Here is a 15,696-nt window from a genome sequence, read left to right on the forward strand (position 1 = left end):
CGACGAGATCGCGCGGGCGGGTGCGCGGTACGAAGCGGCGCAGCCGCAGGGGGTATCCGCCGGTGCGCCGGCTGACGGCCAGCGTGCGGCGCAGGTCGACCCGCTCGCCGTGGGGCGCGGGCCGGCGCCGACGGGACGGCCGCGTCGGGGTGCGAAGCGCGACGGTGCGCATCATCTCGGAGAGGCGCGCCAGTTCCTCGGCGGACAGGGCCGCGAAGTCGCGGGTGGCTAGGTGGTCGAGCGGACTGGCGGCGACGGGCAGGGCCACCTCCCGCGGCTGTGCGTCGCCCTCCCGGCCGTCTCCGTCCGCGGTGGCCCTCCTGTCGGCGCCGGGGGCGGTGCCCGGGAGCGACCGGGGCGGGTCGCCGGGCTGCCCGCGCCGTGCTCCGCGGTCGGCCGGGCCGCCGAAGAACTCGCGGAAGACCGCGTCGAACGGCTCGATCTGCTCGCGCTCGGACACCAGGGTGGTGAGCGCGCAGTGCCGCAACTCGCGGTTCGTCGACGGCGTCAGCAGGGTGACGGCCCGGGCGAAGCACCGTGTGCGGTCGGGACCCACCGCGATCCCGGCGTCACGCAGGGCCGCGGTGAACGAGGCGGCCAGTTCCGGCAGATCAGGCATCGGTGCCGGCCTCCGCATCGACCAGCTCCGCCAGCCCGGCCCGGCGCACGGCCTGCAGGTCCTCGGCGTACTTGAGCACCGCCCCCAGGGTGCGGTCCGCGGCATCGGCGTCGAGAACGCAGAGCCCCAGCGCCTGCAGCGCGCCCGCCCAGTCGATCGCCTCGGCGATGCCGGGCGGCTTGGTGAGCTCCCGCCGGGCACGCAGCGCCGCCACCCCGTGCGCCACGCGCGCGGCCAGCCACTCGGCCGACTCCGGCACCCGTTTGCGGATGATCGCGGCGACCCGTGCGGTGTCCGGGTAGTCGATCCAGTGGTAGAGGCAGCGGCGTTTCAGCGCGTCGTGCAGATCCCGGGTGCGGTTGGAGGTCAGTACCGCCACCGGCGGCACCGTGGCCCTCCGGGTCCCCAGTTCGGGGATGGTGACCGCGGCATCGGCCAGCAGCTCCAGCAGGAACGCCTCGAACTCGTCGTCGGCGCGGTCCACCTCGTCGATGAGAAGCACGGCCGGCCGCGGTCCCGGGTGGGAGATCGCTGCGAGCAGCGGCCGTGGCAGCAGATAGTCCTCGGCGAACAGGTCGGTGTCCCGCAGGGACTCCCCGCGGGACTCGGCCAGCCGGATGGCCAGCAGTTGCCGCGGATAGTTCCACTCGTACAGGGCCTCGGCCGAGGAGAGCCCCTCGTAGCACTGCAACCGGATCAGCGGGGTGTCGAGTACGGCGGCGAGGGCGCGGGCCGCCTCGGTCTTGCCGACGCCGGGCTCGCCCTCCAGCAGGATCGGCTGCCGCATGCGCACGGCCAGCAGCAGCGCCGTGGCCAGGGCGTCGTCCGCCAGGTAGCCGACGGCGTCCAGCCGCGCGCGCAGGGCGGGGACATCCGGTACGAGGGCGTCGAGGTCAGGCATGTGCGTAACGGGAAGGGTCGTCGGCGAAGGCGTGCTGGCACCCCGGCCCGCAGAAGTACGCCGTGCCGCCGTCCCGGTCCAGCGAGAGGGTGGCGGGGGTGATCGCGACGGTCATGCCGCACACGGGATCGACCGCCTCGACGACGGCGGGCGTCGCCCCGGCGACGGCGCCTTCGGGCCGCGCGGCCCGGGCGCGCGGGGGCCTCAACGCGATGATCTCGGCGTACACCGACAGCGCCACCTCCGCCGGGGTGCGTGCGCCGATGTCCAGGCCGGCCGGGGTCCGGACGTGCGCGCGCTGCTCCTCGGTGAGGCCCAGCCCGGCAAGTACCGCCGCGCCGCGCTTCCGGCTGGCCACCAGCCCGATGTACGGGACCCCGGCGCGCACGGCCGCGATCAGCACGGGCTCCTCCTCGCGGCCGTGCGAGGCAACGACGACGACGTCCAGATCGGGCGGCAACGGCTCCCCGGGCGAGGCGGGCCGAGTGTCGAGGCCGAGCACGCGACCGACGTCGAGCAGGGCTCGGGCGATGGGCGCGTGTCCGTAGACGTACACGAGGGCCGGTGGGAGGTTGGCCTCCAGGAAGATGTCGAGCGTCCCGCCGGACAGGCACGGATTGGCCACCGTCACCAGGCCCTGGCCCGTCGCCTCCGCGCCTTCGGCCCCGGCGTCCGCGGCGGCCGTGATCCGCAGCAGCAGCGACTGGCCGGTCTCCAGCAGCCGCAGACCTTGCAGTTGCACCGTCGTCTCGGCGCAGGTGCCGCCCACGAAGCCTTCGACGGTGCCGTCGGGCAGCACCAGCGCGCTGTCTCCGGGCTTGGCACTCGTGGGCCGTTCCGCGCGCACGACGGTGGCCAGAACGAACGGGGTCCGGCCGTGCCGGAGTGCGTCCGCGCGGGTCAGCAGTTCGGTGCTCGTCATCGCGCGGCCTCAGGTGATCGCCAGGTCGGTGCGCAGCGGCCGGCCCTGGGCGGCCCGCCATACCGCGGCGGGGGTCAGGGGCATGTCGATGTGGCGTACGCCGAGCGGTTTCAGTGCGTCGACCACAGCGTTGACCACCGCGGCAGGCGAGCCCACGGTGGCCGACTCGCCGACACCCTTCGCGCCGATCGGGTGGTGGGGGGAGGGGGTGACGGTCTCGCCGAGCTCCCAGGACGGACACTCGACCGACGTCGGCAGGAGGTAGTCCATGAAGGACCCGCCGAGGCAGTTGCCGTCCTCGTCGAAGGCGATGACCTGCATGAGCGCCATGCCGAGGCCGTCGGCGAGCCCGCCGTGCACCTGCCCCTCGACGATCATGGGGTTGATCCTGTTGCCGCAGTCGTCCACGGCGACGAACCGGCGGACCTTGACCTGACCGGTGCCCTCGTCCACGTCGGCCACGCAGATGTAGGCGCCGAAGGGGAAGGTGAGGTTCGGCGGGTTGTACACGCAGGTCGCGTCCAGGTGGCCCTCGACGCCCTCCGGCAGTTCGAGGGTGGAGTGCGCCGCGAGGGCGATCTCGGCCATGGTCTTTCCCTGGTCGGGGTCGCCGGTGACGAACCAGCGGCCCTTCTCCCATTCCAGGTCGTCCGGGCTCACTTCGAGCATCGCGGAGGCGACGATCTTCGCGCGCTCGCGCACCTTGCGGGCGACCATCGCGGTCGCCGCCCCGGACACGGGCGTGGAGCGGGATCCGTAGGTGCCGAGCCCGAACGGGGTCTGGTCGGTGTCGCCGTGCACGACCTCGACGTCCTCGGGCGGGATGCCGAGTTCCTCGGCGACGATCTGCGCGAAGGTCGTCTCATGGCCCTGGCCCTGGGTCTGTACGGAGATCCGCAGGACGGCCTTGCCGGTCGGGTGGACGCGCAGCTCGGCGCCGTCGGCCATGCCCAGCCCGAGGATGTCCATGTGCCTGCGGGGGCCGGCGCCGACGGCCTCGGTGAAGAAGCTGACTCCGATGCCCATCAGCTCGCCCCGCTCGCGCTTCTCGGCCTGCTCCCGGCGCAGATCCTCGTAGTGCGCCATGTCCATCGCCAGCCGCAGGGCCCGCGGGTAGTCTCCGGAGTCGTACTCCCACCCGGTCCGGGACCGGTACGGGAACTGTTCGGGCCGCAGCAGGTTGCGCATCCGCAGCTCTGCCGGGTCCGCGCCGAGCTCGGCCGCGAGCAGGTCGACCATCCGCTCGACCAGGTACACGGCCTCGGTGACGCGGAACGAGCAGGCGTACGCGACGCCGCCGGGCGCCTTGTTGGTGTAGACGCCGGTCACGGTGCAATGGGCGGCGGCCAGGTCGTACGAGCCGGTGAACACGCCGAAGAAGCCGGCGGGGAACTGCGTCGGCTGCGCGGTGGCGTTGAAGGCGCCGTGGTCGGCGGTCACATCGACGCGCAGGGCCTGGATCTTCCCGTCCTTCGTCGCCGCGATCTCGCCGTGCATGTGGTAGTCGCGGGCGAAGGAGGTGCTCATCAGGTTCTCCGAGCGGTCCTCCACCCACTTGACCGGCTTGCCGGTGACGATCGAGCCGACGACCGCGCACACATAACCGGGGTAGATGCCGACCTTGTTGCCGAAGCCGCCCCCGATGTCGGGTGAGATGATCCGGATCTTGTGCTCCGGGATTCCGGCCACCATCGCGTAGAGCGTGCGGTGGGCGTGCGGGGCCTGGGTGGTGGACCACACCGTCAGCTTCCCGGTGATGGCGTCCATGTCCGCGACGGTGCCGCAGGTCTCCAGTGGCGCCGGGTGCACCCGTGGGTAGAGCATGTCCTGCTCCACCACGACGTCGGCGGCCGCGAAGACCTCGTCGGTGCGCTCCTTGTCGCCCGCCGACCAGTCGAAGATGTGGTTGTCGGTCTGCTGTTCCTTGTCGTCGCGGATGACCGGTGCGTCCGGGTCGAGCGCCCTGCGGGCGTCGACGACCGGCGGGAGCGGTTCGTACTCGACGTCGATCAGTTCGAGGGCGTCACGGGCCGCGTATCGGTCCTCGGCGACGACGAAGGCGACCTCCTGCCCCTGGAAGCGGACCTTGTCGGTGGCGAGCACAGCCTGGGTGTCGTACGAGATCGTGGGCATCCAGGCCAGCCCGAGACCGGCCAGGGTCTCCCCGGTGATCACGGCTTTGACCTTCGGGTGCGCCTCGGCGGCGCTGGTGTCGACGGACACGATCCGGGCGTGCGCGAGCGGGCTGCGCAGGACGGCTCCGTGCAGCATCCCGGGCAGCCGGACGTCGTCGACGTAGGTTCCGTGGCCGCGGACGAACCGCGCGTCCTCCTTGCGGGGCATCCGTCCGAAGCCGACCGGCCGTTCCCCGGTGGTCGTCATGCCCGCACCTCCTCGCGGCCGGACACCTCTTCGGTGCCCGCGTCGGCGGTCCGCGCTCCGCCGCCGTGCTCGGCGGCCCAGCGGATGGAACGCACGATGTTCTCGTAACCGGTGCAGCGGCACACCTGTCCGGAGATGGCCTCGCGGATGTCCTCCTCGGACGGATCGGCGTTGTGGTCCAGCAGCCAGCGGGCCGTCATCATCATCCCCGGCGTGCAGAAACCGCACTGCAGCCCGTGGCAGGCGACGAATCCCTGCTGTACCGGGTCGAGTTCACCGCCGCGCGCCAGACCCTCGACGGTCGACACCTCATGGCCGTCGGCCATCACGGCGAGCACGGTGCAGGACTTCACCGGCGTGCCGTCCAGCCATACGGTGCACACCCCGCAGTTGGAGGTGTCGCAGCCCCAGTGGGTGCCGGTGAGCCCCAGCTCGTCGCGCAGGAAGTGCACCAGCAGCAGCCTGGGCTCCACGTCCCTCGTGTGCTGCTCGCCGTTCACGGTCACGGTGATCCGCATGTCATGCCTCCTGCCCCTGGGCGCGGGCGGCGGCGGCCCGCAGCGCCCGCGTGGTGAGCTCCCCGGCCAGATGCCGCTTGTAGTCGGCGGGGCCGCGCTGGTCGGCGGCCGGTCTGCACTCCTCCGAGGCGATCCGGCCCGCCTCGGCGAAGCCCTCGTCGTCCGGCCGTCCGCCGCGCAGGAAGTCCTCGGCCCGCTCGGCCACGAACCGCGGGGCACCCACCGCGGTCAGCCCGATACCGGCCTCACTGATCACCCCGCCGGCGATCTCCAGCACCGCTCCTGCCGCGACGACCGCCCAGTCGCCGGCCCGGCGCTCGACCTTGCGGTAGGCGCTGGCGTGCGAACGGATGGGTACCCGGATCTCCACCAGAAGCTCCGCGTCGTCCAGCCCGGTCTCGTACGGGCCGAGGAAGAACTCCCTGATCGCGATGGAGCGTCTGCCTCGGGGGCCCTGCGCGACAAGGGTTGCGCGCAGCGCCGAGAACGCCGCGGACAGGTCCTCCGACGGGTCGGCCTGGCACAGCGAGCCGCCCACGGTGCCGCGGTTGCGCACGAGCGGATCGGCGATGACCCGTTCCGCGTCCCGCAGGATGGGGAAGTGCTCGCCGACGACCGGCGAGGCCAGCAGCTCCGCGTGGCGGACCATCGCCCCGACGGCCAGGTAGTGCCCGTCCACCCGGATCAGCGCCAGCTCGTCGAGGCCGTTGATGTCGATCAGTGCCTCGGGCTGGGCCAGCCGAAGCTTCATCATCGGCAGGAGGCTGTGGCCGCCCGCCACCACCCGGGCCTCGGGGCCGTACTGAGTGAGCAGCTCGATCGCGTGATCGAGGCTGGTGGCCCTCTCGTACTGGAACGCGGCTGGAACCTGCATCGGGCCTCCCGGGACGCTGCCCCCGCCTGCCGCGATGCTGCGCTCGTCGGCATCAGCCATGCAAGGGGACAATAAGCATTCACTTATCACTGCAAATGCAGGAAAATCAGATAGTGACCGTCACACAGCTCAGCACCTTCGTGCTGGTTGCCCGGCTCGGTTCGGTGGCGGCTGCGGCGCGGACCCTGAGCGTGAGCGAGTCCGCCGTGTCGCAGGCGATCGGCGCGCTGCGCACCCACTTCGGCGATCCGCTCATCCGGCGCACCAGCGGCGGTGGCATGCGCCTGACGCCCGCGGGGGCGCGGCTCCTGCCGGTCGCGTCGCGCATGGTCGCGCTGAGCGCGGATGCCGAGGTCGCGGTACGCGCGGCGCGGGGTGCGCCCGACGAACTGCGCGTCGTCGCCACGAGCACGCTGGCCGAGTTCGTGCTTCCGTCGCTCATGGAGGCCTTCGCCGTCCGTGCGGGGCGCAGGACCGAGACCTCCTTCGGGGTGGCCGTCGGCAACGAGATGCGCGTGCTGGTGGAGAACCGGCTGGCCGATGTCGCGCTCGGGCCCGATCTCGGTGCCGTCCACGGGGGCGTCCACGGGGGCGAGCTGGTCAGCGAGCCGCTGTTCCGCACCCAGCTGGTCGTGGTGACCGGCGCCAGGGCGCCGCGGCCTCCCGGTCCGCCACGGATGTGGTCGTGGCTGGTCGACTCCTCCGGCACCGATCCGGAGGCGGACTCCGGGCGGCTGCTGCGTCGGCTGGACGTGCCCGAACAGCACGTGTGGGTGTTCCCGAACCAGGCCGCGACCTGGGCTGCCGCCGCCGAGGGCGCGGGTGTGGCTCCGGCCTTGGACCATCTGGTGTCGCCCCGCATCCGGCGTGACGAGCTGCGCATGCTGGAGACTCCGGCCACACCGTCGGACGCCACGTGGCACGCCACCGTCCTGCAGCCCGAGCACCGCTCCCCGGCCACCGACGCGTTCCTGCACTTCCTGCACACCCCCGCGGCGACCCGCATCATGCGCGCGCCCGGCGCGGGCGTCCCGCCCTCCCAGTTCCGACCCCCGGTGTACGTCACGCTCTGGGGCGGGTGAGACACGGCGGATGTGACGGATCACGGGCCGCCCGGCGGATGGCGGGAGAACGCTCCACGGGCACGCCGTCGGGCGAACCCCGGGTCACCCCGTCCCGCCCCTGGAGCTCGTCGGCACCCAGAGCCTGCCGTTTGGATCAGCCCGGCAAGATCCGAACGACAGGCCCTGGTGCCGTGGCCGGCAAGGTCCACCGGTTCGCGACGTCCTGCACGGCACGTCACTGCGTTGTCGCGTCACCCACGTACGTCCAGTACGAGGGCGATCTCCCCCAGCTACCGCTGGGAGGTGCCCCCACCGCCTTGCGATGCGTCCCCTCGGCTCTCCGGGCTGGGGAGACCCCGTGCACCGGACGCCGCGAGCTTCCCGGCAAGCCTTTCCGGCCACGGCGCTAGGCAGTGCCCGCAGCGGCTTCGAGCGCGGCGGCGACCTCGTCGAAGAACCGGGCGTGAGCGCCGTCGCTGCTCGGTGCTTCCGGGTTCCAGGGGACGACGCGAGCCCCTGACGCGGCGGCCAACCATGCCGCGTTGTCGCGCAGGTCATCTGGCGGGAAGGCGTTGGCGCGTACGTCGACGAGGAGGACCTGGGCGGAGAGTCCGGCGACGTCGGACCAGTCGGCGGTGAACCAGTTGGTGCTCGGCCCGCCTTCCGGGGCCGCCAGATCGAGGCCGAACGCGGTCAGTTCCCGCAGGTCCGGCCAGGACGACGGCTTGGCCAGATACGCGCTGTCGGCGGACGCGGGCGAGAGCGCCAGCAGCGTCGCCCGGGCGGCGGATCCGCGGGCCAGCGTCCGCAGGCGCTGCTCGGCGCGGGCGAGCGCGACAGCACCCGAGGTGTCCTGGCCGGCGCCGAGGGCCCGGGCCAGTGCCGTGAAGCGGGCCCGTACGTCCGCGAGGGACTGGCTCTGCCCCACATCGAGCACCACCAGCGGAACCCGCTCCTCGACATGCTTGGCGGCTTCGGGATCAAGGCCGTACACCTGCGCGCCGCCGTAGGTGACGGCGACGACGAGATCGGGCGCGCCGCCCAGCAGCACGTCGGCATCGAGGGCGGTGCCGGAGCCGAGGTACTCGATGCCGTCGAGCGGCAGGGATCCCGACTTGACAGGGTCCGGCCCGTCCCCGTCGTGGTTCGATCCGAAGAGCCCCGCGGGACGTATCCCGTGCTCCCAGAGGGTCGCTCCGGCCTGAATGTAGGTGACGACCCTCGCCGGCCGCCGGTCCGCCTTCGCCAAGTGGCCGCGGTCGTCGAGGAATTGCCAGTCCGTCTGCCGCTCCATGATCGGTGTGCTCCCGCCGTCGCCTGCTGGGGGGGTGGCTGCGCTGTCTTCCTGCCCACTGCCCACGGTTCGCACGCAACGAACGGCGGGCCCGGGCCCGCGCGTCACCGCGCCGCCCGGGCCCGCCTCAGGGGCCGGTCAGACGATTCCTTCGGCGATCTCCGCCTGCTCGCGCGCGTTTCCGTACGCGGACGGTGTGCCGTACGAGCGGCGGGCGACGAACCACCACACGGTGGCCAGGAGAAGGACGACGGCCAGCGCGATCGAGGCGTAGTTCATGGAGTTCACCGTGACCGGCGAGGACTGCGGAAGGCAGAAGAGCACGGTGACGACGGCGACCCAGCTCACCGCGGTCCAGCCGATCGGCCTGCTCCAGCGGCCGAGTTGCCAGGGGCCCGGCTGGAAGCGGTTCCCGGCACGCAGCCGCAGATAGATGGGGATCGCGTAGGCGGGCGTGATCCCGATGACGTTGATGGCGGTGACCGCTCCGTACGCGGTCACGGAGTACAGGGACGGCAGGGCCAGCAGACAGGCCACGCCGACGGAGAGCCAGACCGCCGGGACGGGGGTCTGCGTCCGGCTGCTGACCTTCCGCCACAGCGCGGAGCCCGGCAGCGCGTTGTCCCGGCTGAAGGCGAACACCATACGGCTGGCGGCCGCCACCTCGGCGTTGCCGCAGAACAGCTGGGCGACGATCACGACGAGCAGCAGCGTCGAGGCTCCTGCCGAGCCGAGCGCGTCGAGCAGGATCTGGGCGGGCGGCACATTGGTTTCCGTGCCTTGGGTGCCCGCATAGTCCTGGATCGCGAAGGTCAGTCCGGCGAGCAGGACGAATCCGGCGATCCAGGAGACCCAGATGGCGCGGACGATGCCGCGGGAGGCCGACACGGAGGCGTTGGAGGTCTCCTCGGACAGATGGGCGGAGGCGTCGTAGCCGGAGAACGTGTACTGGGCGAGCAGCAGTCCGATCGCCGCCACGTAGAACGGGTTGGCCCAGCCGGTGTCGTTGACGAACTCGGTGAAGACGAAGGACGGCGACTGGTGGTGGTCGGGCACGATCGCCAGGGCGCCGACGATCACGGCGACACCGGCCAGATGCCACCAGACGCTGACCGAGTTGAGGACGCTGACGAGGCGGACGCCGAACAGGTTGAGCACGGCGTGCAGCAGCAGGATGCAGATGAAGATGGCGAACGTCGATCCCGGGGTCGGGTCGAAGCCCCACTGGAGATTGAGGAACGCGCCGGTGAACAGGGCGGCGCCGTAGTCGATTCCGGCGATCGCGCCCAGCAGTCCGAGAAGATTGAGCCAGCCGGTGTACCAGCCCCAGCGGCGGCCGCCGAGCCGGTCGGCCATGTAGTAGAGGGCTCCGGACGTGGGGTAGGCGCTGGTGACCTCGGCGAGGGCCAGCCCCACGCAGAGGACGAACAGTCCGACGCCCGCCCAGCCCCACATCATCACGGCCGGGCCGCCGGTGTTCAGCCCGAAGCCGTAGAGGGTCATGCAGCCGGACAGGACGGAGATGACGGAGAAGCTGATGGCGAAGTTGCCGAAGCCTCCCATCCGACGGGCGAGGACCGGCTGGTAGCCGAGCTCACGCAACCGCTGCTCCTCATCCCTGGGCGGCGCCTGGTCCTCGACGGACCACGCTGTACGGGACATGGACGGACCTCCGGGGGAAGTGAGTTGGACGGATCGGGGGGGGAACGGGGGGACAGAGGGAACGGGGGACAGAGGGAACGGGGGGACAGAGGGAACGAGCGAACGGGTGTGAACGGGCGGGTCAGTCGCCGGGCACGTCGCGGGCGGCGGCGAGACAGCGACCACGGGCGCGCAGGTACAGCTCCTCGGTGAGCGCCTGGTCGTGCTGATCCGGGGTGCGGTACGCCCAGGGCAGTGCGGTGTAGTACGGCCCCAGCGCCTCGAAGACCCGGCCGGCCTCCTCGAAGTGCAGTGCTCCCCACAGGGCGTGGGCCAGATGGCTGAGGTCGAGGAGCGAGCTGGTGGCGGGCGCGGCGTGGTCGAACCAGCCGTGCAGGGCGCGTACGGAGTCCCGGATGGCGTCTTCCGCGACCCAGTGCAGGTCCAGCGCCCGGCGGTGGCCCTGTTCCCTGCGGTAGCGCTCGACCCGGGCGTAGAGCGGCAGCACGTGCAGCGGTGAGCCCGGGGGCGCCGCGGAGGCCGCCCACTGCACGAAGTTGACGGCCTCCGACAGGGCGCCGGCCCGTCGTACGTACAGGAACTGCAGCATCCGGTGGTACGCCTCACGGTTGCCGGGGTCGCGCTTGTCCGCCTCGGCCAGCAGCCCCCAGGGGCCGGGCGGCAGCATCGGACCGGGCGGCGGGACCCGGTGCTCCGCCATGCGCTGCTGGTCGTCGAGCTGGGCGAGGGCCAGCAGGCACACCCATGGGACGGGGTCGTCGGGCGCGGCGCGGGCCGTGTCCGCGCAGGCGTCCCAGGCCTCGTGCCAGAGGTCCCGGGTGCGGCGGTGCCCGTCACGGTGTGCCCGGACGGTCCGCTCGACGGCGACCCGGGTCTGCATCACGGCCGCGGCGATGCTCTGCGGCTCCTCCGCCCGCCAGGCGTCGACGACGTCGGAGCCGGCCGCGACGGCGGCGAGGACCTGGGTCCGCTGGGTCCACAGCGACCGGTCGGCCGTCCCGGTGAGGAGGTCCCGCATCGACACCCATCGTCCGGTGCGCACGTCCTGTACGGCCGCGCGCAGCGCGTTGTCATGGCCTGCGGGGTGGTAGACGGGACGGAAGTGGTCATGGGCCATCAGCCCTCCCCGGCACGGGTGGTGACGGCCATGGCGGAGCTGCGTACCGTGCGTAACCAGGAACGGACGTGGGTCGTCATGGGTCCTCCAGGACGGTGGGGGCAAAGGCGGGCGTTACTCGCCGCAAGTGCGTCCTGCTGTTGGTCGACGATCAGTGTAGGGGCCGTCGCGCTCTGTTGGACATGTTTGCGGATCTTGCACAACTATTCGCTCTGTACGGGAGATTGACCGTGTGTCAGACCAGTACGGCGCATGGCTTGCGGGCCTTGACGGGGCACACGGGCTGGGTCAGGCTTGCCGTCGGTGATCACCGCGCGACTACCCGCGACTCCCGCGGCCCGCGACCTCACGTGACCCACGTGACCCACGTGACCGGATCACCGGCCGAAGAGACCGGGACATAGCGAAGAGACAGGACATGCTGGCCGCCGATTCTCGCCCCACCGCCCCTGTGCTCGCCGTCGACCAGGGCACGTCGGGGACGAAAGCGCTCGTCATCTGCCCCGAGCGGGGTGTGATCGGGGCCGGTTGGGCGGCGGTGCGCCCCCGCTACGGTGCGGGCGGGGCCGTCGAGGCCGACCCCGCCGAGCTTCTGTCATCGGTCGTCGACGCGGGCGGTCAAGCGCTCGCCGAGGCCGGGGAGCCGGTCGCGGCGGTGGGTCTGGCCAATCAGGGTGAGACCGTGCTGGCCTGGGACCCGGACACCGGTGCGCCGCTGACCGACGCGATCGTGTGGCAGGACCGGCGGGCGGAGTCGGTGTGCGCCGGGCTCGCCGCGGAAGAGGCCGCGGAGCTGCGCGGCCTCACGGGGCTGCCGCTCGATCCGTACTTCGCGGCACCGAAGATGGCCTGGATCCGCCGGGAGCTGACGCGCGAAGGTACCGTGACCACCAGCGACGTTTGGCTGATAAGGCAGTTGACCGGTGAGTTCGTCACGGATGCGGCGACCGCGGGACGCACCCAGCTGCTGGATCTCGACCGGGTCGAGTGGTCGCCACGGGCGCTGGAGATCTTCGGGCTGTCCGGGGAGCGGTTGCCGCGCGTCGTGGACGCGGCGGGGCCCGTCGGGACCACGACCGCCTTCGGGCCCGGACTGCCCCTGACGGGCCTGCTCGTCGACCAGCAGGCCGCCCTGCTCGCCCAGCGGGTCACCGAGCCGGGCACCGCCAAGTGCACCTACGGCACGGGCGCGTTCCTGCTGGCGCAGACCGGCGCGACGCCCAGACGCGGAAGTTCGGGGCTGGTCAGCTGTGTGGCGTGGCGGCTGGCCGGACATACCAGCTACTGCCTCGACGGGCAGGTGTACACGGCCGCGTCCGCGGTCCGCTGGCTCACCGACCTCGGTGTGATCTCCGGTGCGGCGGATCTCGACCCGGTCGGCTCGTCCGTGCCGGACCGCGGTGGTGTCACGTTCGTACCGGCGCTGGCGGGTCTGGCGGCGCCGTGGTGGCGGGGCGATCTGCGCGGATCGCTGACGGGTCTCGGCCTCGGCACCACGGCCGGGCATCTGGTGCGCGCGCTGTGCGAGGGGATCGCCGCACAGGTCGTGGCCCTCGCCGACGCCGTCGCCGCGGATCTGGGTGCTCCGCTGTCCTCGCTGCGCGTGGACGGCGGGCTGACCCGGTCCGCGCTGCTGATGCAGACGCAGGCGGATCTGCTGCAACGACCGGTCGAGGTCTCGGCGTTGCCCGATGCCACGGCCCTGGGAGTGGGCGCGGTCGCACGCCTGGGCCTGGACCCCGGACTCACCGTCGAGGCGGCGGTGCCGGAGTGGAAGCCGGCCGCGGTGTACGAGCCCCGCATCCCGGCCGGACAGGCGGAGGAGCGGCTTGCGCTGTTCCGCGCGGCGGTGGACAACCTCACCGCCCAGGCTTCACCGGACGAATCGTGCCCGTGACGAGTGCCGGGCCGGTGGACGACGGCGTGCTCGATGTCGTGGTCGTCGGGGCCGGTGTCGTCGGGGCGGCCATCGCCCGTGAGCTGGCCCGCTACCGGCTGCGGACCGCCCTCGTCGAGGCGGCGGGCGATGTCGGCGACGGAACGTCGAAGGCCAACACGGCAATTCTGCACACGGGATTCGACGCGGTCCCGGGCTCGCTGGAGTCCGGACTCGTACGGGACGGCAGCCGGCTGCTCGCCGCGTACGCGCAGGAGTCCGGTATCCCCGTGGAACCGCTCGGCGCGCTCCTCGTCGCCTGGGACGAGGAGCAGCTCGCCGCCCTCCCGGGCCTCGCCGACAAGGCGGAACGCAACGGCTGCCGCGACGCCCGGATCATCGGCGCAGCCGAAGTGCGCGCCCGTGAACCGCATCTGGGCCCGGGCGTGCTCGGCGCGCTCGACGTCCCGGGCGAGAGCATCATCTGCCCGTGGACGACGACACTGGCCTGCGCGGCCCAGGCCGTACGCTCGGGAGTCGCCCTGCATCTGAACTGCCGCGTGGACGCCGTCACCGCCGCCGACGGCCATCATCTCGTCAGCACGAGCCGGGGACCGGTGCGCGCCCGCCATCTGGTGAACGCCGCGGGCCTGTACGCGGACGAGATCGACAGGCTGCTGGGCCACGGGACGTTCACGGTCACCCCGCGGCGCGGCCAGCTCATCGTCTTCGACAAGTTCGCCCGCGGTCTGGTCCGCCACATTCTGCTCCCGGTCCCGACGGCACTGGGCAAGGGTGTGCTGGTGGCGCCGACCGTGTACGGGAACGTGCTGCTGGGGCCCACCGCCGAGGACCTGGACGACAAGACCGCGACGGGATCGACGGCCGAAGGGCTCGCGCTGCTGCGGGAGAAGGGCCGCCGGATCATGCCGGAACTGGTGGACGAGGAGGTCACCGCGGTCTACGCGGGACTGCGTGCCGCGACCGGCCAGGAGGACTACCGCATCACCGGCCGACCGGAGCAGCGGTACGTCACGGTCGGCGGAATCCGCTCGACCGGGCTGACGGCGTCCATGGCCATCGCCGCGCACGTGGTGGAACTGCTCGCCGACGCGGGGCTCGCTCTCGGCACGCCGGACGCGCTCACGCCCGTGCGTATGCCGAACATCGGTGAGGCGTTCCCCCGGCCGTACCGGAGCGCCGGACTGATCGCCGCCGATCCGGAGTACGGGGCGATCGTGTGCCCGTGCGAGCGGGTCACGCGCGGGGAGATCAGGGACGCCCTGGCCAGTGACATTCCGCCGTCCTCACTGGACGGACTGCGGCGGCGCACGCGCGCCCGCGGCGGCCGCTGCCAGGGCTTCTACTGCGGGGCCGCGGTGCGCGAGCTGTTCGAGGCCGCGCGGTGAGCGGGCGGACGGCCGACGTGCTGGTCGTCGGGGCGGGTCCGGCCGGTCTGGCCGTGGCCGCCGCGCTGACCGCGGCCGGGGCGGGAGTGGTCGAGGTCGTCGACCGGGAGCAGCAGGCGGGCGGGGTGCCGCGCCACTGTCACCACGGCGGCTTCGGGCTGCGGGATCTGCGACGGCCGATGACCGGTCCCGCGTATGCCCGGCACTGGACGGATGCGGCGGAACGGGCCGGGGCGCGGGTGCGTACGGGTGTCACGGTCACGGGGTGGTCGGGTCCGCTCACCCTGGAGGCGACGAGCCCGGCCGGTCCGGCGGAGCTGTCGGCCCGGGCGGTCGTGCTGGCCACCGGCGCGCGCGAACGACCGCGCAGCGCCCGGCTGGTGCCGGGTGACCGGCCCGCAGGGGTGTACACGACGGGTGAGCTTCAGCAGGCCGTGCATCTGTACGGGCAGTCGGTCGGCGAACGCGCAGTGATCGTCGGCGCGGGGCCCGTGGCCCGCGCGGCCGTCGCCACGCTGCGGCGCGCCGGCGCCGAGCCTGTCGCGCTGGTGACCGACGGGCCGGGGCGGCCGCCGCGTCCTGAACTGCGGCGTCCCGTGCCGCAGATCACCGGCACGGTCGTGACCGGTCTGATCGGGCGGGGACGGCTCAAGGGCGTGGCGTTGCGCCGCCACGACGGCAGAACCACGGTCGTCGCGTGCGACACGGTCGTCTTCACCGGCGACTGGATTCCCGACCACGAGCTGGCCAGGAGCGCCGGGATCGCGCTCGACGCGGGCACCCGTGGCCCGGCCGTCGACTCCGCGTTCCGTACGCTCCGTCCGGGCGTCTTCGCCGTGGGGAACGTCCTGCACGGAATCGAACGGGCCGGTACCGCGGCGCTCGAGGGCCGCCGCGCGGCCGGGCCTGTACGACGCTTCCTCGCCGACGGACGCTGGCCGGACGCCCGGGTGCCGGTGGTCGTGGACGCCCCGCTGCGCTGGGCGGCGCCGAACCTCATCGGTCCCGGCGACGCGGGCGCACGGCTCCTGCTGCGTGCCTCGGAGCGGCTGGTCCGT

Annotated in this window: 12 protein-coding genes and 1 pseudogene; 4 read left to right on the top strand and 9 right to left on the bottom strand. The window is 72.6% G+C overall.

What is annotated here, in order from left to right:
• The 6 genes and pseudogenes from ACWGI8_RS21025 to ACWGI8_RS21050 all read right to left on the bottom strand — a co-directional run.
• Positions 1–619, bottom strand: a pseudogene (locus tag ACWGI8_RS21025) (hypothetical protein); the annotation flags it as partial.
• Positions 612–1,520: an AAA family ATPase gene (locus ACWGI8_RS21030; RefSeq protein WP_453662933.1), complete on the bottom strand. Its 909-nt coding sequence runs from the start codon at positions 1,518–1,520 to the stop codon at positions 612–614. The gene ACWGI8_RS21030 and the pseudogene ACWGI8_RS21025, both read right to left, overlap by 8 nt.
• Complete coding sequence (locus tag ACWGI8_RS21035; protein ID WP_453662934.1) at positions 1,513–2,442, bottom strand: XdhC family protein; 930 nt, start codon at positions 2,440–2,442, stop codon at positions 1,513–1,515. The genes ACWGI8_RS21030 and ACWGI8_RS21035 overlap by 8 nt, the downstream gene beginning before the upstream one ends.
• Before the next feature lie 9 nt (positions 2,443–2,451).
• Complete coding sequence (locus tag ACWGI8_RS21040; RefSeq protein WP_453662936.1) at positions 2,452–4,824, bottom strand: aerobic carbon-monoxide dehydrogenase large subunit; 2,373 nt, start codon at positions 4,822–4,824, stop codon at positions 2,452–2,454.
• Positions 4,821–5,342, bottom strand: coding sequence for a (2Fe-2S)-binding protein (locus tag ACWGI8_RS21045; protein WP_453662937.1), 522 nt, complete (start codon positions 5,340–5,342; stop codon positions 4,821–4,823). Before ACWGI8_RS21045 ends, ACWGI8_RS21040 begins: the two co-directional genes overlap by 4 nt.
• Position 5,343: 1 nt before the next feature.
• Positions 5,344–6,276 (bottom strand): FAD binding domain-containing protein, encoded by a 933-nt coding sequence (locus ACWGI8_RS21050; protein WP_453662938.1) that lies wholly within the window; start codon positions 6,274–6,276, stop codon positions 5,344–5,346.
• 53 nt (positions 6,277–6,329) lie between these two features.
• Here ACWGI8_RS21050 and ACWGI8_RS21055 point away from each other — a divergent pair, with 53 nt between their 5' ends.
• Positions 6,330–7,298 carry a LysR family transcriptional regulator gene (locus ACWGI8_RS21055; protein ID WP_453662940.1) on the top strand — a complete coding sequence of 323 codons (969 nt, stop codon included), beginning with the start codon at positions 6,330–6,332 and terminating at the stop codon, positions 7,296–7,298.
• Between the two features lie 388 nt (positions 7,299–7,686).
• On the opposite strand, the gene ACWGI8_RS21060 is transcribed toward ACWGI8_RS21055, so the two are convergent.
• The 3 genes from ACWGI8_RS21060 to ACWGI8_RS21070 form a co-directional block, all read right to left on the bottom strand.
• A complete protein-coding gene (locus ACWGI8_RS21060; protein WP_453662941.1) occupies positions 7,687–8,574 on the bottom strand; it encodes an ABC transporter substrate-binding protein in 888 nt (295 codons plus the stop codon).
• 138 nt (positions 8,575–8,712) lie between these two features.
• Positions 8,713–10,236 carry an amino acid permease gene (locus ACWGI8_RS21065; protein ID WP_453662942.1) on the bottom strand — a complete coding sequence of 508 codons (1,524 nt, stop codon included), beginning with the start codon at positions 10,234–10,236 and terminating at the stop codon, positions 8,713–8,715.
• A gap of 121 nt (positions 10,237–10,357) precedes the next feature.
• A complete protein-coding gene (locus ACWGI8_RS21070) occupies positions 10,358–11,353 on the bottom strand; it encodes a hypothetical protein (RefSeq protein WP_453662944.1) in 996 nt (331 codons plus the stop codon).
• A 418-nt stretch (positions 11,354–11,771) separates the two neighbouring features.
• Here ACWGI8_RS21070 and ACWGI8_RS21075 point away from each other — a divergent pair, with 418 nt between their 5' ends.
• From ACWGI8_RS21075 to ACWGI8_RS21085, 3 genes are all read left to right on the top strand, one after another.
• Positions 11,772–13,250, top strand: a complete 1,479-nt coding sequence (locus ACWGI8_RS21075; protein ID WP_453662946.1) for an FGGY family carbohydrate kinase — start codon at positions 11,772–11,774, stop codon at positions 13,248–13,250.
• Positions 13,241–14,638: an FAD-dependent oxidoreductase gene (locus ACWGI8_RS21080; RefSeq protein ID WP_453662947.1), complete on the top strand. Its 1,398-nt coding sequence runs from the start codon at positions 13,241–13,243 to the stop codon at positions 14,636–14,638. Before ACWGI8_RS21075 ends, ACWGI8_RS21080 begins: the two co-directional genes overlap by 10 nt.
• The coding region (locus ACWGI8_RS21085; protein ID WP_453662949.1) for an NAD(P)/FAD-dependent oxidoreductase at positions 14,635–15,696 on the top strand (1,062 nt) is incomplete at its 3' end. The genes ACWGI8_RS21080 and ACWGI8_RS21085, both read left to right, overlap by 4 nt.

This window comes from Streptomyces sp. NPDC054841, assembly GCF_053611045.1.